The sequence below is a fragment of the Wolbachia endosymbiont (group A) of Anomoia purmunda genome (genome assembly GCF_947251545.1).
Lineage (GTDB): Bacteria > Pseudomonadota > Alphaproteobacteria > Rickettsiales > Anaplasmataceae > Wolbachia.
The window spans coordinates 296,881-314,384 of sequence record NZ_OX366362.1 but is presented as its reverse complement, the minus strand read 5'-3'; the positions used below and the strand labels follow the sequence as shown (position 1 = coordinate 314,384).

At 35.6% G+C, this 17,504-nt stretch carries 17 protein-coding genes, 2 tRNA genes and 3 pseudogenes; 12 read left to right on the top strand and 10 right to left on the bottom strand.

Annotated features, from left to right (window positions below; genetic code table 11):
- Positions 1-9: 9 nt before the first annotated feature.
- The 3 genes from OPR57_RS01600 to der are packed head-to-tail and all read right to left on the bottom strand — an operon-like array spanning position 10 to position 2,454.
- Positions 10-552 (bottom strand): demethoxyubiquinone hydroxylase family protein, encoded by a 543-nt coding sequence (locus OPR57_RS01600; protein WP_265036937.1) that lies wholly within the window; start codon positions 550-552, stop codon positions 10-12.
- Positions 527-1,048: a disulfide bond formation protein B gene (locus tag OPR57_RS01595; RefSeq protein ID WP_320157502.1), complete on the bottom strand. Its 522-nt coding sequence runs from the start codon at positions 1,046-1,048 to the stop codon at positions 527-529. The genes OPR57_RS01600 and OPR57_RS01595 overlap by 26 nt, the downstream gene beginning before the upstream one ends.
- On the bottom strand, positions 1,045-2,454 hold the full coding sequence (der, locus tag OPR57_RS01590) for a ribosome biogenesis GTPase Der (RefSeq protein ID WP_265036933.1): 1,410 nt from the start codon (positions 2,452-2,454) through the stop codon (positions 1,045-1,047). Before der ends, OPR57_RS01595 begins: the two co-directional genes overlap by 4 nt.
- Positions 2,455-2,584: 130 nt before the next feature.
- Here der and OPR57_RS01585 point away from each other — a divergent pair, with 130 nt between their 5' ends.
- The 4 genes from OPR57_RS01585 to OPR57_RS01570 all read left to right on the top strand — a co-directional run bounded on the left by OPR57_RS01585 (position 2,585) and on the right by OPR57_RS01570 (position 5,462).
- A complete protein-coding gene (locus OPR57_RS01585; protein ID WP_265036931.1) occupies positions 2,585-3,070 on the top strand; it encodes a hypothetical protein in 486 nt (161 codons plus the stop codon).
- Entirely contained in the window at positions 3,061-3,609 is a 549-nt protein-coding gene (locus tag OPR57_RS01580; RefSeq protein WP_265036929.1) for a hypothetical protein, read from the top strand. The genes OPR57_RS01585 and OPR57_RS01580 overlap by 10 nt, the downstream gene beginning before the upstream one ends.
- Before the next feature lie 126 nt (positions 3,610-3,735).
- Positions 3,736-3,876: a hypothetical protein gene (locus OPR57_RS01575; RefSeq protein ID WP_265036927.1), complete on the top strand. Its 141-nt coding sequence runs from the start codon at positions 3,736-3,738 to the stop codon at positions 3,874-3,876.
- Between the two features lie 59 nt (positions 3,877-3,935).
- Positions 3,936-5,462, top strand: a complete 1,527-nt coding sequence (locus OPR57_RS01570) for an acyl-CoA carboxylase subunit beta (protein ID WP_265036925.1) — start codon at positions 3,936-3,938, stop codon at positions 5,460-5,462.
- Between the two features lie 53 nt (positions 5,463-5,515).
- Here the strand turns inward: OPR57_RS01570 and OPR57_RS01565 are convergent.
- Positions 5,516-5,588 (bottom strand) — tRNA-Thr (locus OPR57_RS01565).
- A 19-nt stretch (positions 5,589-5,607) separates the two neighbouring features.
- Between OPR57_RS01565 and OPR57_RS01560 the strand changes: the two genes are divergently transcribed.
- The 3 genes from OPR57_RS01560 to pdxH are packed head-to-tail and all read left to right on the top strand — an operon-like array spanning position 5,608 to position 7,269.
- Positions 5,608-5,826 (top strand): hypothetical protein, encoded by a 219-nt coding sequence (locus OPR57_RS01560; protein ID WP_265036923.1) that lies wholly within the window; start codon positions 5,608-5,610, stop codon positions 5,824-5,826.
- Positions 5,827-5,843: 17 nt separating this feature from the next.
- The gene (gene mutM, locus OPR57_RS01555) at positions 5,844-6,659 is read left to right on the top strand and encodes a bifunctional DNA-formamidopyrimidine glycosylase/DNA-(apurinic or apyrimidinic site) lyase (RefSeq protein ID WP_265036922.1); all 816 of its coding nucleotides are present in this window, start codon (positions 5,844-5,846) and stop codon (positions 6,657-6,659) included.
- 16 nt (positions 6,660-6,675) lie between these two features.
- Positions 6,676-7,269, top strand: coding sequence for a pyridoxamine 5'-phosphate oxidase (gene pdxH, locus OPR57_RS01550; protein WP_265037491.1), 594 nt, complete (start codon positions 6,676-6,678; stop codon positions 7,267-7,269).
- A gap of 3 nt (positions 7,270-7,272) precedes the next feature.
- On the opposite strand, the gene OPR57_RS01545 is transcribed toward pdxH, so the two are convergent.
- Positions 7,273-7,349: transfer RNA gene (locus OPR57_RS01545), tRNA-Met, on the bottom strand.
- A 68-nt stretch (positions 7,350-7,417) separates the two neighbouring features.
- On the opposite strand from OPR57_RS01545, the pseudogene OPR57_RS01540 reads away from it, so the two are divergent.
- The 3 genes and pseudogenes from OPR57_RS01540 to OPR57_RS07675 all read left to right on the top strand — a co-directional run.
- Positions 7,418-9,634: pseudogene (locus OPR57_RS01540) on the top strand (ComEC/Rec2 family competence protein).
- 125 nt (positions 9,635-9,759) lie between these two features.
- Positions 9,760-11,490 carry a hypothetical protein gene (locus OPR57_RS01530; RefSeq protein ID WP_265036918.1) on the top strand — a complete coding sequence of 577 codons (1,731 nt, stop codon included), beginning with the start codon at positions 9,760-9,762 and terminating at the stop codon, positions 11,488-11,490.
- Between the two features lie 72 nt (positions 11,491-11,562).
- Positions 11,563-11,760 (top strand): annotated as a pseudogene (locus OPR57_RS07675) (RluA family pseudouridine synthase); the annotation flags it as partial.
- Between the two features lie 191 nt (positions 11,761-11,951).
- On the opposite strand, the gene OPR57_RS01525 reads toward OPR57_RS07675, so the two are convergent.
- A complete protein-coding gene (locus OPR57_RS01525; protein ID WP_265035888.1) occupies positions 11,952-12,899 on the bottom strand; it encodes an IS110 family transposase in 948 nt (315 codons plus the stop codon).
- A 243-nt stretch (positions 12,900-13,142) separates the two neighbouring features.
- Positions 13,143-14,091 (bottom strand): annotated as a pseudogene (locus OPR57_RS08135) (IS110 family transposase).
- Positions 14,092-14,685: 594 nt separating this feature from the next.
- Here OPR57_RS08135 and OPR57_RS01505 point away from each other — a divergent pair.
- Positions 14,686-14,823, top strand: coding sequence for a hypothetical protein (locus OPR57_RS01505; protein WP_265036917.1), 138 nt, complete (start codon positions 14,686-14,688; stop codon positions 14,821-14,823).
- On the opposite strand, the gene OPR57_RS01500 is transcribed toward OPR57_RS01505, so the two are convergent.
- The 3 genes from OPR57_RS01500 to rpmF are packed head-to-tail and all read right to left on the bottom strand — an operon-like array spanning position 14,776 to position 16,955.
- Entirely contained in the window at positions 14,776-15,732 is a 957-nt protein-coding gene (locus OPR57_RS01500; protein ID WP_265036916.1) for a beta-ketoacyl-ACP synthase III, read from the bottom strand. The genes OPR57_RS01505 and OPR57_RS01500 overlap by 48 nt on opposite strands.
- Complete coding sequence (gene plsX / locus OPR57_RS01495) at positions 15,725-16,762, bottom strand: phosphate acyltransferase PlsX (protein WP_265037489.1); 1,038 nt, start codon at positions 16,760-16,762, stop codon at positions 15,725-15,727. The genes OPR57_RS01500 and plsX overlap by 8 nt, the downstream gene beginning before the upstream one ends.
- A 10-nt stretch (positions 16,763-16,772) precedes the next feature.
- The gene (gene rpmF / locus OPR57_RS01490) at positions 16,773-16,955 is read right to left on the bottom strand and encodes a 50S ribosomal protein L32 (RefSeq protein WP_082860917.1); all 183 of its coding nucleotides are present in this window, start codon (positions 16,953-16,955) and stop codon (positions 16,773-16,775) included.
- A gap of 225 nt (positions 16,956-17,180) precedes the next feature.
- Between rpmF and OPR57_RS01485 the strand changes: the two genes are divergently transcribed.
- Positions 17,181-17,366, top strand: a complete 186-nt coding sequence (locus tag OPR57_RS01485) for a WPE palindromic element domain-containing protein (RefSeq protein WP_265036915.1) — start codon at positions 17,181-17,183, stop codon at positions 17,364-17,366.
- Positions 17,367-17,504 lie beyond the last annotated feature (138 nt).

Here is a 17,504-nt window from a genome sequence, read left to right as displayed (position 1 = left end):
GCTGCTTAGTTAAATTAACTTAGACAAGTAAATAGCAGCTTTGCAGCCTGTTTTTATGAATGAAGATAAAATGTTGTAGCCAAATGCGCTTTCAGCATTGTGCTGAATTGCAATATCTTTGTGCTTTAATTCCTCGTCGCGAAATTTACTTATAGTTTCTCTTAATTCCCCATCTTCTAAATGTGAAACTTGCTCCCTGTAATGCTCTCCTATCACTTCCTCAACTGCAGCAGTGCAAGCCATAGCAGCTTTTTTGCCCATAATGGCAGTTGCAACGCCAAGCGACACTCCTAAAACACGCCAAACTGGCAACAAAACAGTAGGACGAACTTTTTGCTCTTTGATTTTCTCATTAAAATAGTGAAAATGCTTTTTTTCCTGCTCTTCCATTTCAATTATTTCATTGATTATAGAAGATTTTTTAAGAATAAATTTTTGACCAGAATAAATGCAAATAGCTCCATATTCTCCAGCGTGATCTACTCTAATTGCCTGTTGCAAGAACTGATTGTTGCTGTACCTTAAATTATTTAGATTTCTTTCTTTCTCCACAACACACCTTACTTGATACGAACAGAGCTACTATGAGATAAATTAGATTCCATGTTGCTAAGGAAACACCTAGAACGTAATGAGGTCTGTCACAAGATGGAGAGTAATTAGGATTTAGTAGATTATTTCTGAGCTCTTCTATACTAACGTTACCACTTGCTTGCTCTGTACAACCTAAAACATCATGAAATAAGTGGAGTTCAAGACCTACATGATAAAAAGATATTATTGCCCCTACGAGGTAACTGCAAAACATTGCATAGATTAGAATTTTGTTGTCTTTAAGCATGCATACTACTGCAAGTAACCCTGCAACATAGTAAACTACCTGCTCGTATGTACATAACTTGCATGGCAGCATGTTGAAAAAATATTCTAGCACATATGCAAAAATTAGAGCAGCGGCACTCGACAGCAGAAAGATTGCAGGAATTCTGGAATTATTACACATAACTTTAAGTAAATTATCCCTGAAAGTATAAAGCAGAGTATTCATTTTACATAGGGATTTTTATTTTTTTTCAAAAGTAATCTAACTGGCACGCCTTCAGCAAAGAAATTTTTTCTAAGGTCATTAATTAAATAGCGTTTGTAACTTTCATCAACACTTTCAGGTATGTTACATATCAAAGAAAAAGCTGGAGGTTTAGTACCAATTTGAGCGATATACTTCATTTTAACTGCTTTGCCTTTTACAAGCGGGTGAGAATGTTTTCCTACAGTATCTATGAGCCACTTATTCAGTTTTGCAGTGCTGATCTTCTTGTTCAAGGATTCACTCACTTCAAGACACTTATCTATCACATCACTGCAGCGCATGCCTTTTAACGCAGAAATTGTTATAGTTGGCACTTCCAAGAATAACCGAGTCACTTCCTGTTGTTTGACAAATTTTATTAACTTGCTTCTGTCATCCTTACCTATTAAATCCCACTTATTTAAAACAACAATAATCCCTTTCCCTCCCTTAATTGCAGCTTCACCAATTGATAAATCCTGCTGCTCAATACCAACTAGGGAGTCTAGCATTAAAACTACCACATGAGAGCGCTTGATTGATTCCATGCTTTTCTCAACAAATCTTGATTCTAATTCATCTATAACATTTGCCTTTCTGCGGATTCCGGCAGTGTCAATTAGAGTAATTAACTCTCCATCATGATCATATGTAATATCCACAGAATCACGTGTGGTACCTGGCTCTGAACTTGTTATTAGTCTGTTTTCTGCAAGTAAACCATTTAAAAAAGTTGACTTGCCTACGTTTGGGCGACCGATTATCGAAATTCTTAATTTACCGGACTCATTAGAGCTCTTATTGTCATCCCAGTGCTTGACACTGGGATCCATACTATTTTTTTTCTGGATTCCAGTGTCAAGCACTGGAATGACACCGAAAGGAGGACTATTTGCACTGATATTTTCAATAACACTAGCCAACGCATCATAAAGATCAACCATGCCAAGATTATGCTCGGCTGAGATATATACCGGGCCAAGAAAATCAAAAAACTGCAAATAATCAACATTTTCGGATTTATGACTCTCGCATTTATTTGCTACTAGTATTACAGGTTTATTTATTTTTCTCTTCAGCCACTTTGCAAATTCTTTGTTTCGCTCATTTTGCACTTTTGCATCAACAAGAAAGAAAATTATGTTTGAACTGGATAAAGAAAACTCTATTTGCTCAATAACTTGTAGTGAAAAACTAGTTTGGTCGTTCCATCCTCCTGTATCTATAACTTTAAACTCCAAATCGCTAATTCTCCCTATTCCCTCTCGCCTATCTCTCGTCACCCCTGGAATGTTACTCACTACTGCCGCTTTTCTTCCCACTAATCTGTTGAATAGGGTCGATTTTCCAGCATTTGGTAGGCCTACTATGGCGATTTTTAGCATAATTCAAGGGCATCTTCTATGTAAAGTAGATTATAACCAAAATTTTGCAATTTAACTATTGACTTCGTAGATTATATAAGCATAATATAGTTAGAATTTTTTATTTCATTATGTAAAATAGGAGGTGGTTATGCTAGTGTCAGAGCAAATAGAAAGTGTAGATAGAGAAGAATTAAAGCAACAAAATCATATACATAAAGATACAGAGTGTTCGGAAGAGACGACAATATATGGACATGTTAATCAACATATGGAAAAAAACATCTCAAATACATTGCATAAAATATATGATGCTTTTATATCATATAACGAATCGGGACGTCTATCCAACGATGAAGCCATAGAAAACTTAGCAAAGAGATTTCAAAAATCCATAAAAGGCGCAAAAGAGAATAATTGCATGTTTAGCATACCATGTCATATTGATATATTCTCAGAAGGAGAAAAGTCATCAGTAATAGATTCTTCGATATGGATTTTATGCCACCTCATGAATAAAGATAAAAACGTTACTGAGATTGGAAAAAGCAAACTAATGCTTCTTTGGTTAGAAATGTCCGCTCTAGTTTCAACAGGCACTGATGTGAGCAAAAAAATTGGGAATTATTGCCAGTAAAGACACAGAAAAAACACGACAACTACTTGTCAGATCTAAGACAAATTGTGCGTAAAAGCATTGAAAATGGTGAAGAAGAAGATATTGTAGTACAAAGAGATAATGCATTTTATTGCGTAAAATGTCCAGAAGAAAGTGTGATCACTCCTGCAAAATTTATGAACTTAAAGGAATTTAAGAACTTAGAATATGGTGCATTACAAATGGGAGAAGGAGATAATGTAATCCGAATAAAAAACGGACAATATTGCGATATGAAAGGCAAAGTAAAAATGACTTTTAAAGTAGATAATGATGAAAAGATTGAAATGATTTTATCTTCTAAAAAAGCTGAGAGTTTTGGTGCAATGACAGTACATATGGATGATAAAAGTTGTGAAATCTTCTCAAAGTACCGTGAAGAGCTAGAAAAAGAACCACGTATAAGCAAGGTTGTTGAAGCTGCTAAAAGTTTTGTGCAAAGCAAGCCTCCTCTTTCTTCTGTAGACAATGCTAATGTCCAGCATCCTAAGAGCAATGACCAGAGTGTGAGTAGTTGATATACATAGTAAAGCAACCGAAATTGTCATTCCAGCGCTTGACGCTGGAATCCAGTTCTTATTGTACATTCACCTGGTGTGCTCATTTAAAGTTAAGTTTTCTGGATCCCAGTGTCAAGCACTGGGATGACACCCTTCCTGGCGGAGATTGTTCTCAAATCACAATGTTCGTACAGTTGTGCGCTTGACCCAGATCCTTTAAAACTGGGTTCTATGGATAGAATGACAGAAATGGTTTGTATGTGTATAGCTGGTAAGAAAATCTAGTCTTTATGAGCTCAATAAGGTAATGTATACTACAACTAATTTGAAAACTACTTTATTGTATGCAAGACTTTGAAATACTAGAAAATCTAAAAACCAAAGCACTAGAAGCTGAAAAAGGAGGCGGTTCTAACAGAATCAATAAACAACACGAAAAAGGGAAATTAACTGCTAGAGAAAGGCTCAGTATATTGCTCGATGAAAGTTCTTTTGCAGAATACGATAAATTCGTAAAACATCATGCAAATGATTTTGGCATGCAAAATGCTAATTTTTTAGGTGATGGAGTAGTGATTGGTCATGGTACTATTTATGGCAGAAAAGTTTTTGTTTATTCTCAGGATTTTACTGTCTTTGGTGGTTCACTTGGTGCATCACATGCAAAAAAAATATGCAAAATTATGGATATGGCAATTAATGCCAGAGTTCCAATTATCGGACTAAATGACTCTGGTGGAGCCAGAATTCAGGAGGGAGTAAATTCCCTTGCTGGTTATGGAGAAATCTTTCAAAGGAACGTAAATGCATCGGGTGTTATACCACAAATTTCTTTAATTATGGGTCCATGTGCAGGAGGTGCAGTTTATTCCCCAGCATTAACTGACTTTACTTTCATGGTGAAAAACAGTTCATATATATTTATAACCGGGCCAGATGTAGTAAAAAAGGTTACCTACGAAGATGTAAGTTTCGAAGACCTCGGTGGAGCAAAAATTCATACAAGCAAAACAGGAGTAGCGGATTTTGCATTCAATAATGATGTTGAAATGCTGCTAAAAATGCGTGAATTCTTTACTTTCTTACCAGCAAATAATCAAGAATCACCAAAATCTGCACCAATCTGCAATGATGTTGACGACATTGATGAATCCTTAAACACTCTAATTCCTACCAATCCCAATACTCCTTATGATATGTATGAACTCATTGAAAAAGTTTGTGATGGAAGGAATTTCTTTGAACTGAAACCTGATTTTGCTCGTAATATCATAACTGGTTTTGGTAGAATTGGAGGAAATACTGTCGGTATTGTTGCAAATCAACCTATGCACCTTGCAGGATGTTTGGATATTGATTCTTCAAGAAAAGCTGCGAGGTTTGTAAGATTCTGTGACGCATTTAACATTCCCATCATCACACTTATTGATGTTCCAGGATTTCTGCCGGGTACAAATCAAGAATACAATAATATAATACAACACGGAGCGAAACTGCTTTACGCTTACGCTGAAGCGACCGTGCCAAAAATTAGCCTTATCACTAGAAAAGCGTATGGTGGTGCATACATTGTTATGAATTCGAAACATCTAAAAGGTGACATAAATTATGCTTGGCCAACTGCTGAAATAGCTGTAATGGGCCCTGAAAGTGCAGTTGAAATTATATTTAGGCATGAAAAAGACCAGCAAACATTAATCAAAGAATATAAAGAGAAATTTGCTAATCCATTTTTTGCTGCATCGTATGGTTACATTGATGATATAATAGTGCCAAGTAAAACAAGGCATCACTTTTGTAAAGCATTAGAGCTACTCAAAAACAAGAAGGTAGAAAGGATATGGAAAAAGCATGACAACTTACCTCTGTAACTTTCTTTTAAGCCTTGCTTACAAGTTATGCAATATTATAAATATAATCAGTGTGCCGTTACCAAGACTCGAACTTGGGACCTCGTCATTACCAATGACGTACTCTACCACCTGAGCTACAACGGCAAGTTTATATATTATGATAATGAATAACACAAAAAGGAATAAGGAAAAAGAAGAGGAGAAAAAAAGATTAGCGAAAGCTTTAAAGCAAAATATTTTGAAAAGAAAAAAGCAGCAACAGAGTAGACAGAGAACCCTTTCAAAACTCGTTTATGGTGAGGAATTTTTAGGAGAAAGCACCGCAGAATACCCAAACGTATTTGAGGAAGCTTTAACGACAAAATTACCATCAGAAACTTAAGTTTTGAAGGAGGTATCATGCCAGAACTACCGGAAGTGGAAGTAATCTCTAATTTTTTGCTTGATAAAATTAAAAACAAGCAAATCAGTAATGTTATAGTGAATAATTGGAATTTACGTACCCCAATAACAAAAAATATTGATGATATGCTAAAGGGCAAAGTTATAAGCGACATCAAGCGTAGAGGTAAGTATACCATCTGGAATACAGATGATAGTATGGCTGTAATCATACATCTTGGCATGAGCGGAAAGCTTATATATGCTGACCACGATCAAGTGCGGAATAAGCACGATCACGTGGTATTTTTATTTTCCGAAAATACTTCAATAATCTTTAATGATCCAAGAAGATTTGGATTAGTTATTATTTTAAGCAAAGAACAAGAAATAAATTTTTTTGATGGTTTTGGAATAGAGCCCCTCACGGATGAATTCAGTGGAGACTATTTACAGGAGTTGCTGAAAAACAAAAAAGCAAATATCAAATCAGCATTAATGGACAATAAATCAATAGTTGGCGTAGGCAACATATATGCTTCTGAGAGCTTGTTTAGAGCTCGCATATCACCACTCAGGTCAGCAAAAGACTTGACCTATAGAGAGTGCGAAAAACTTGCTGCTGAAATAAAAAATACTCTGAGTGACGCAATTGCTGCAGGCGGCTCAACACTGAAAGATTATGCACAGCCATCTGGATCTGCTGGATACTTTCAAAATAACTTTTACGTATATGGTAAAGTTCAAAAACCTTGCAAGATTTGCAATAATATCATAACACTTATACGACAAAATGGCCGTAGCACTTATTTTTGCAACGCGTGCCAGAATTAAGATTTTATTTTTTGATATGATATTTTCACCTGAAAAAGATCCATTTGATTTGTTTTCAAAGTGGTACAAAGCAGTACTTAATTCTCCGTGTAAACAACCAACTGCAATGACGCTAGCAACTTGTAGCAAAGACTGCATTCCATCTGCAAGAGTAGTATTACTAAAGGAATATAGTAAAGAAGGTTTTGTGTTTTTCACTAACATAAACAGTAAAAAAGGGAAAGAATTGACTGAGAACCCCAAAGCTGCGTTAGTGTTTCATTGGATAGAATTTGCTAGGCAAGTGCGAATTGAAGGAGAGGTTAAACTTCTAAACGATGAAAGAACTGACAAATACTTCTCTTCTCGAGCGCTGGGTAGTCAAATTAGCGCATGGTGCTCAAAACAATCGAGCATTCTGAAAGATTGGCAAGATTTTGAGCAAGCCATCAAATTGAAGGAGAAGGAATTTTACAACACACAAGTTTCTCGTCCTGACTTTTGGGTGGGATTTTGCGTAGTCCCAAAAGTAATTGAATTTTGGCAAGAAGGTGAATATAGGAGACACACTAGGTTTAGATATACTCTTATTGAAGAAAGCAATTGGAAAGTGGAACAACTATATCCTTAAAAATGGTTGCGGGAGTAGGATTTGAACCTACGGCCTTCAGGTTATGAGCCTGACGAGCTACCGAGCTGCTCCATCCCGCGTCGTTGCTTATTTAGTTATTATATATACAATAATAGAAAATAAAAGAATAAAATTGCGTCACAGTCACATGTCGATATGTTTACTAACTTTCTTTGACATAATAGTTAGTTATATACGTCATAACCTACGCAATGAAAAATATAACTTGATACTGTGGTTTCCTGTTTTTCAGTGTGTAGGGATTTTAACCTATTTTTCCCTAAGTTTTGAACCAAGCTGCATATCTATTTTTCTTTTGCTTTTACCCACACTAATTTTGATTGCAATATTGTATAAAAGGTACGCGATATTGTGTATCGCTTTAATTGCAGTGCTCATAGGATTCACAGCTAGTAAATTAAGAACAGCTTTAGTTGATACTCAAATTCTTGATAAAGAGAGATATGAAAAAGATATCGTTGCCACAGTGAAGGATATTAACGACAAGGGCTCATATAAACAATTTCTGCTTTCTGTTGAAAAATCCCCTACTATCTCAAAATCCTCTTCTGTCATCCCAGCGCCCTCTTCTGTCATCCCAGCAGCCTCTTCTGTCATCCCAGTGCCCCCTTTTGTCATCCCAGTACTTGATACTGGGATCCAGAAAAAAAAGATATGGATTCCAGCGTCACGCGCTGGAATGACACCGGATAGAGCTCTAGATAACATCAGAATATCAGTTAGAACCAAAGTGGAAAAAGGCATTAAAATAGGCGATCAAGTAAAATTATCAGCAAAACTCTTCCCTATAAAGATTGCGCCTTCGGAGTATGCATACGATTTTGCAAGAATAGCATATTACCAGAAAATAAGTGCAACAGGCTTTGCAACAAGCAAAATAGCTTTGCACAAAAAGGCTGAAGCAAGGAAATTTCAAGAATATATAGAATCTTTCCGTCAATACATTTATGAAAACCTGCAGCAAAATATCAAAAAACCACATGCGGATATAATCTCTGCATTACTGATCGGTAAAAAAGATGGCATAGATCAAAAAACTATGGAAGCGATACGAGATTCAGGTATAGCACATTTGTTTGCCATATCTGGTTTGCATTTATCATTTGTTGCTGGTCTGTTTTTTGTAGTGTTTCGTAATTTATTCGCAATATCTGAAACTTTTACTCTTAAGTATAACACCAAGAAAATATCTGCATTCCTTACTATCTTGCCAACCAGGTTTTATTTGTTGGTTACCGGTATGCAAATTTCTGCTCAGCGTGCCTACATCATGGTGATTTTAGTACTCGTTGCAATAATGATAGAGAGAAAATATCGAGGGTTAATAGCAATTGCGTTTGCTGCTTCAGTGATACTCTCAGTAGAACCAGAAGCAATTTTAAAGCCAGGCTTTCAGATGTCATTTTCTGCTGTTTTGGCACTGGTTGCCAGTTATCAAATTAATGCTAATAAATTGTTCAAAATAAAAATAATGAAATATTTTGTATCGATAATGACCAGCTCAGTAATAGCAAGTTTAGCAACTGTTCCGTATACGATATACAATTTTAATTATTTTTCAATTAGTGGCATTATCACAAATTTAGTTGCTATACCAATAGTTACATTAATTATTATTCCACTTGGAATAATTTATGTTTTGTTGATTCCTTTAGGTATTGAATGGATTATAGCGCCATTTATAGAGCGCCCAATTGACAGTATTTTGTATATAACAAATGCAATCGCTAGTCTTCAGTATTTGGTTATTTCCATTCGTACTTTTCCTGCATCATCAATTATTATAATAACACTTGGTTTATTGTGGCTGTGCTTGTGGGAAAGAAATTGACGTTTCTTCGGAATTTTCTTTATTGTGCTGGGTATTTGTTTTAGTGCCACATATAAAACTCCTAATATTTTAGTGAGTAGCGACAATATTGCTGTAAAAGAAAGTGATAACTTACTATATTCTCTCACCAGAAAAAATAGGAACTTTGTTGTCAAAACATGGGCGAAGCAAAATGGGCAGAATCAAATTTTGAATCATAAAAAATACAATAACTCAGATAAAAGGCTAAAGTGTAACGATTATGGCTGCATATATAATAAAGGAAATAATAAATCAGTGTTGCTAGCTTATAAGGAAGAAGATATCTTGAGAAACTGTAATAGTGTTGATCTGATAATTCAATTAAGTGAATTCGACTATTCAGTTTGTAATACTAGAGCTATTAAATACACCAATCTAAAAACATATGGCACACATTCAATTTGGTTAACAAATCGTTACGTAAAGATTAATAAAGTGCGCTCTAATAGGCCTTGGCATAAGTTAAAAAGCTTGATTTTAAAGTGTTATTAATATATAATTAATTAAATTGAAATGTAAGGAAATTTGTGACTGAAAGTACTAAAGAAGACTCTCGTAATTTTAAGATAGATCACGGGGTAACTCAGCTAAACAACGTCATTGGGTACCCCACTCAATTGTGGCATGCAGCAAAAAAATATTCTGTAAATAATACCCTACCTATAGCATTTGTAAACACTTGGCTTCAATTTTCTCTAGCCTATGTTGCTGCAGTCATGATAACTGATAGTGATGTAAGTTTCATCACAAACATTCTTAATTCACGAATAATGCCAGCCTATGTTTATGCTTCTGTTATTCTTGGGATAATTCTTGTGGCCTCTCTTGCTATAAAATATATGAACAGGCAAGAGATAAAAGATGAGAAATCAAAAGATGGTGATAGCCCAATAGATGAAAAGATTAGAGGTGGAAAAAGTGATGAAATAAATGAGATCGCTCAAAATGCATTAACAATAGAAATTGTTCCTGATTTGGTTGATAAAAAACAAGGTTTTTCAATAGTTTTACCAGTTTCTGGAAAACAGGGAGAGATATTGGAAAACAAAAGACAAGAGAATAGAAATAAAGTTATTTTGCTTACTGTGCCATATGTGCTAAGTGGTCTAATTGTAGTTGGTGCATTGATACAAAATAAATTTAGTTTTGCCAATGTTCAGGGTTGGGCAGAATGGGGTTTCATTGCATTTGTGAGTGCTATTTTCATCGCTGGAGTATGTATAGCACTAAGTAAGTTAAAAAATAATGAAGTAAATAACGCACATAATATCGTTAAAAAATTTAACAATATGGATATTCTACTCCCATTCAGAAGTGGTACGATTGTATCGGTAGTGGAGAATAAATTTGAAAGTGAGGAGGAGAATGATCCTATATCTCGGTTAATAAAATTACTTGATAAGCACTTGACTGATTTCACAGATAAAATAAGTGATTTATTCGATAAGTTCTTAGTTGAAGCTAAAACATCTATTGATGAAAAACTTTTAGAACCTGCAAATGATAAAATTCAAGAAACACTTGTTCATCTACAGGGGATTAGAGAAGATATTAAAAAAGATTTAGATAAGTTACATTTAGATGAGTTGCATAAGGAAATCTTGGCCGTTTTAAATGATGCTAAGGCATTGGCAGAAAAAGCAAATTCACTAGATATTAAAGGTACTTTTTCTAGGTTGGAGAATGCTATTAAAATTGCTAAAGATAAGATTGAGCAATTTGAACCAAGCCGCTTTGTAGGCTGGTTTCGATCAACTACGCAGTCTAATGGTAACGAGTTCCTCGATATGTTGAAAAAGAAACAAAAAGAAGTAGAAAAGATAAAAAAGGAATCGGAGGAGAAATTAAAAAAAGTAACCGATGAACTAGAAGAATTAAAAAATAAACAAACTCAATCAAATGAACCTAATAGCAGTTTAGAGCCTGAAGGTAGTACTACTGCTACTCCTCTTGACAAACAGCGAGATGAAGAGAAAAAAGCAATAGAAAAAAATAGACTATTAAGATCAATAAAAAGGACGAAAGAACTGGAGAAAGAAAATGCAAAATTGGAAAAAGAATTACCTGAACAAGAAAAAACAGATGAATGGAAAGAAAAAATCAACGGCAAACCAAGTGAATTTTTATATTATTTATTAGAATCTATTAAGCTGGAAGAAAAAGATAATAAAGAAAAAAAGGTTGAGGCAACATTACGAAATTTTGATAATAAAGTTACAATCCACTGGAAAGATGGCTCTCAAACAATTTGCCATATTAAAAAACAAGGTGATCTGCAAATTGAGTCTAGTGTAACAATGTTTACAGACCCAAATGTTCAAGCAGCATGGGAAATGGCGCGGGGGTAAGTCACTATAGATCACTCAGTAATAACCTTAAGTGTTAATAATGATAAAGAGAAATTAAGGCTAGATACCTACATAGCTGAAAAGTGCAACATATCACGCAGCAAAGCGCAAAGATTGATACAAAATGAGCAGGTGAAATTACTTGGCACACCGATAATTAATAATGATCACATAGTAAAACCAGGTGAAGAGTATATAGTACATCTCGTTCAACCTGACATATCCACATCAATTGAGCCTAATTATGACATAAAACTTGATATCAACTATGTTTTTTTAAAAATTTTTTATTTGTAGTTTTGCAACTTCATATGGGCAATAAAAACCCATTTGTTATAGAAACAGAATTTTGTATCAAACAGCCACCACAGCAATTTCTGCTTAAGTTAATGAATATGCGCTTTTAATGTGTGTGGACGCGCATATTCATTAACCAATTTCAGTTATTGCTATGTAAATTTTTAAATATGCAAATTAACTGCTTCTTTAAGCCTTGCATTAGCAATCACTATTATTTTACGCATTAGAGCTGTTATAGCCACCATCTTTTTCTTACCACTTTCAATAAGCTTAGAATAAAAGGCACCAAGTGCAGATTTGGACCTTGCAGCAGCCATGGCAGCTGTAAAAAGCTTTGAACGAACGTTACTTCTTCCACCTATAATCCTTCGGTAGCCAATAGCTTTACCACTTTCCTTAGGATGAGGCGCAACACCTGCAAGGCTTGCAATTTGCCTTTTATTTAAAGAACCAAGTTCCGGTATGAGACACAATAAACATTGAGAGGTTTTTCTACCTATTCCAGGGACTGTTTCAAGAATTTTTTGGCATCGTTGCAATTCAGGATTTTCATTGACTATTTTTTGTATAGCTTGATCAAGCTTTTCTACCTGGTTGTTGAGGAATTCAATAGCTTGTTGACAACTTTCCTTAATGTAATCATTTCCAGGAGTTTTTAGCCTATTCTTCTCTTGAACAAGCATTTTCGTAATATCGTCACGACGCTGACAAAGTGCAAACAAGGTGGTTTGTTCTTTTGAGATAGGTGTAAATAGCTGCAGATGTCCACAACGCTCAGAACCATATTGGGCAAGCGCTTTTGCATCAAGACTGTCGGTCTTTGCCAAAGTTCCATGAGATAGAATGAAGTTTTTAACTTGACGAGTATTAGCACGATGCACAGCAATGTTTCTATCAATAAGAAAATACAATAAGCCAAGCTCATAACCTCCTGTAGCTTCTAAAATTACCATGGAGTTGGGCAAGATATTTGAAAATTTTTGGTAGAATTGTTTCCAACCAACACAACTATTGTCAAATTTGATGACACCTTTTTGTTCATTAACTGCAGTAACAAATTCAAGTTTTCCGATATCAATGCCAATAAAATTTTGATAAGATGTAACCATAAAGAACCTCGAGAGTTTAAGTTAAAATTTAAGATTGTAAACGGGTGCATATATATGTCCCAAACAACTATTCAAACGTCTCGAAGGATAGGCTTGAGTACCTTGATATCTACGTATGTTATAATACTACCGTCTTACGGTCGCTCAAGCCTGGCGATAACCACATTTTTATAGAGTTATCTTCCTTCTTGCTTCTTTTTATATCACATTTCCAACTTACAACTGTCTCTGCTGTCAAACAAATTATCCAACTAAATTACAATTAAATGGTTGATTATTTTTAAGAATACCAAAAAATACATGCATTAATTTTCGCATTAACGCAAGAACTATGACTTTTGGACATTTGCCTTTACTTGCTAAACGCTGACAAAACTTTTGAAAATGATTATTATGGTTTTTGACTACTATAGCTGGCATATAAAGAGCTTTTCGGACGCGCTCAGATCCTATTTTGCATATGCAACTTCTCTTACTTACTGATGATCCCGATTGATAATGTCTTGGCAGCAAAAGCTGTAAATTGTTTAGCATTGTCAAAGTTATCAACTGATGGCATTTCTGCGACAACAGCAACAGCAGTAAGATATCCTATACCTTTTATAGTCTTAAGGTTTTCCACCATATTTTTTAGATGTGGATAGTTATTTATATGCTCATTAATTTCTTTTTCGAGAACAATAATTTGCTCCTCTATTGCCAAAATTACTTTAGATATAGCTTCTTTGCAACTGGAATGCATATTTTTGTTTTCCAAGCGATTCGTCTGTTGCACCTTATCATCTTTTAGCGATTGCATGCAACGGTAAAGCTCCCTCAAATGCCTAATTTCAGGTGCAATGGGCTTCCAAAGAGCAGGTTTGTTGGCGATACAAAATCTAGCTATCATAGCTGCATCTGATTTATCTGTCTTATTTCTGAGCAGCTCACTTTTGCCAAAAGCTTTCTGGGTTTACTATACTGACATTATGTCCTAAATCGTGCATAAAAGTAGCCAAATCTTCTCCATACCAACTAGTTGCTTCAAGACATAAATGAGTAAGATTTGCTCCATGGCCATTGCACCAAACTACAAGTTTTGCAAAACCATCTTGATTATTTTGAAAGACTTTGTGTCGTTTTTTACTGTCCACTAACAAACATCAAATTTCTTTTTTGAAATATCCACACCCAAAATAGCATTTACTTGCATAAAATTCCCTCCAAGACTATAAATAAACTGAGAGTTTAGACTAACCTTGTAATACGGGATATAATTCCAAAAGATACTGTTCAGTCTTTAACTCTATGGGAGGGAAGCAAAATCTGGGATTCGGCCTTAATGGCATTAGCGTCGCATCAGCTTCACCCTCCCTGTGAGGTATTTTAGCTCTAATGCCTCACATCATAAAGATACAACTGTCAAGCACTGGGATGACACCGAAGGGGCTACTCGGATGACACCCTGACAATCGTCATCCCGCTACTTGTTAGCGGGATCTATGCTAAGGGATACCGCGAATGAATCGCGGTATGACGTAGGACTGCTATCATTCCAGAGCTCCTTTTTTTGTCATCCCAGTGCCCAGACACTGGGATCCAGTTGAGCTATTTCAACAAAAATACTGCATTTGAGATGAACGTTTATTTTCACTAGATTATTTACAAGTATAACAATTAAAGTCTAGATTCCATTGTCAAGCACTGGAATGACAACGAAGGGGCTACTGCCCTCTTGGATGGAAACCAGTATCAGCTACTTTCATGACACCATTCTTTTGTCTGGATCCCAGTATCAAGTACTGGGATGACAAAAGGGGGCACTGGGATGACAGGAGAAGGAGGTGCTGGAATGACAAGAGAGGGTACTTGGGTGACAGGAGGTAATGCAGGAAGTCTAATAGTGCAGCAACACGGAACCCCAGGTCAGGCCTGCACCTATTGAAATCAGCAGTACCAGATTTCCTGATTTTATTTTTGATTCTTGTATTGCATAGTCTAAGGCCAGTGGAATTGATGCCGCTGAGGTGTTTGCATGCTTATCAACGGTATTAATCACTTTCTCTATAGGAAAATCTAATTTCTTTACTACTGCTTCAATAATACGAATGTTTGCTTGATGGGGAATTAACCAGTCAATATCAGTGATTTTCAAATTATTGCATTTCAGAGTTTCCTCTACTGAAGCTGTTAACTTATCCACTGCATGTTTAAACACTTCTCTTCCATTCATGCATATTTTTCCAGAATCACCAGTTGAGGATATCCCTCCGTTCGTACATAGTATGTCCACATTGCCATCAGAGTGTAAGTTTGTTGATATGATGCCGCTGCTACCCATTTCTGATTTTATTATCACTGCACCAGCACCATCACCAAAGAGTACACAAGTTGACCTATCTTCCCAGTCAACAATCCTAGACATTATTTCAGCACCAATAACGAGCGCATATTTTATTCTATTGTTAGATTTTATGAGCGAATCAGCAACTGTAACTGCATATATAAAACCAGAGCATGCTGCTTGTACATCAAAAGAAAATGCATTTTTACATTTTAACTTACTTTGTACAATCGTTGCACAGCTAGGCAAAGTTTTATCAGGTGTTGTTGTTGCAACTATAATCAAGTCAATTTCATCCACTGAAATTTTAGCTTTTTCTATAGCACTTTTTGCTGCATTTACAGCTAGATCTGACGTTAATTCTCCTTCATCTGCTATATGCCTTTGAGCTATTCCTGTTCTCTGCCTTATCCATTCATCGCTTGTCTCAACTATTGATGCAATTTCGTTGTTACTCAGCATTTTTCTTGGTAGGTAAGATCCAGTGCTTAATATGAAACTCTTATTCAATATGACTTACCCCGTTAATTATCTTTTGATTTAAATTTTCACTAATTGCATTTACTGCAAATTTTATGGCATGGGCAAAAGAAATAGCATCAGAATTTCCATGACTTTTAATGATGATACCATTCAGCCCTAAAAACATAGCTCCATTTCTAATTTGGGGATTAAAACGCGTTAATGCTTTATTTAGTTTGGATTTTAACAATATACCAACAAGCATTTTCGCTATCCACGAGTTGAATACTTCCTGCTTTATTAGATTGATAAAGGTACTAGCGGTTGCCTCAGCCGTTTTGAGCATTACATTGCCAACAAAACCATCAGCAACAATCACATCTATATTACCCTCTAAAAATTCACTTGCCTCTATATATCCTTTGAAATTAATGCCAGAAGCGTTTTTAAGCAACTCAAAAGCGCCGCGCACTGAGTCATTACCTTTAACTTCTTCTGTACCGATATTTAGCAAAGCAACTTCAGGATTGTCAATTTTTAATGCTATTTTTGCAAATATACTACCCATTAACGCAAATTGAAATAATGAGTCGGCATTACAATCAAGATTTGCACCAAGGTCAAGCAAAGCGAAGCTTTTTGTCTTAGTTGGACAGATAGAGGCAATAGCAGGACGATAAATATTTGGTAATGTTCCTAAAATAAATCTGGAAATTGCCATCAACGCTCCGGTGTTGCCTGAAGATACCACTCCGAAAGCTTTACCTTCTTTCACTGCAACAATTGCAGCTTTCATACTTGAGTCTTTACGATGTCTCAGCGCAAAAGATGGCTTGTCATTTGCAAGAACATTGTCAGAACAATGAGTAAATTCAGAATTGTTACTTACTTTTTTATATTTCAAAAGCAAAGGAGATACTTCTTCCTTATCTCCATAAATATGAAAAAAAACTTTAATGCCTGGGTCAACAAGATTATCCAAAAAAAAACCAGCACCCTGAATTACGGAAAGAGGCGCAAAATCGCCCCCCATAGCGTCAAGTGCAATAACTATATTATTATTGACCGTAGATAACATATCATAATAGTCATTCTGCCTGTTGCTTAATGAAAACTCGTTTTCCTTTGTAACTGCCATCGACTGCTACATTGTGAGGCAACATGAATTCCCCAGTTGTTGAACATACCACAACATTCTTAGGCTGGATAGCATGATGAGAACGATGCATATTACGCCTTGACTTTGACTTTTTTCTTTTTGGAACTGCCAAAATTTCCTCCATTCTACTACAAAATACAATACATTAGTAACATGTTTTTTACAGGAAGTAAACAGGGATAGTAAAATAAGTAAGGTCTGTTTATATAATTTAAGTTATAAATCCTTCTTGCGAAGCTTGCAATTTATACAAACATTTGCTTTTGCAGGCAGTCCATTAAATTCTGGAGTCAATTTTACCTCAAGCACAATGGTATCATCCGATTAGCTTGACTACTTGGATCCAGAAGACTTAATTTCAACCAAGTGGCTGCATAATAAAGGCTGGATTCCAGCGTCACGCGCTGGAATGACACCCTTTTTGGGTCCTCTAAGTAGCCTATATGATGTCATCCCAGTGCCCTCTTCTGTCATCCGAGTAGCTGACACTGGGATCTCATTTTACTTTATGATGATGTCATGAAAGTAGCTGACACTGGGATCCAGAAGACTTAATTTCAACCAAGTGGCTGCATAATAAAGGCTAGATCCCAGTGTCAGCTACTTGGATGACAAAAAAGGAGCACTGGAATGACACCTCTCTTGGGCTCTTTTAGTATAA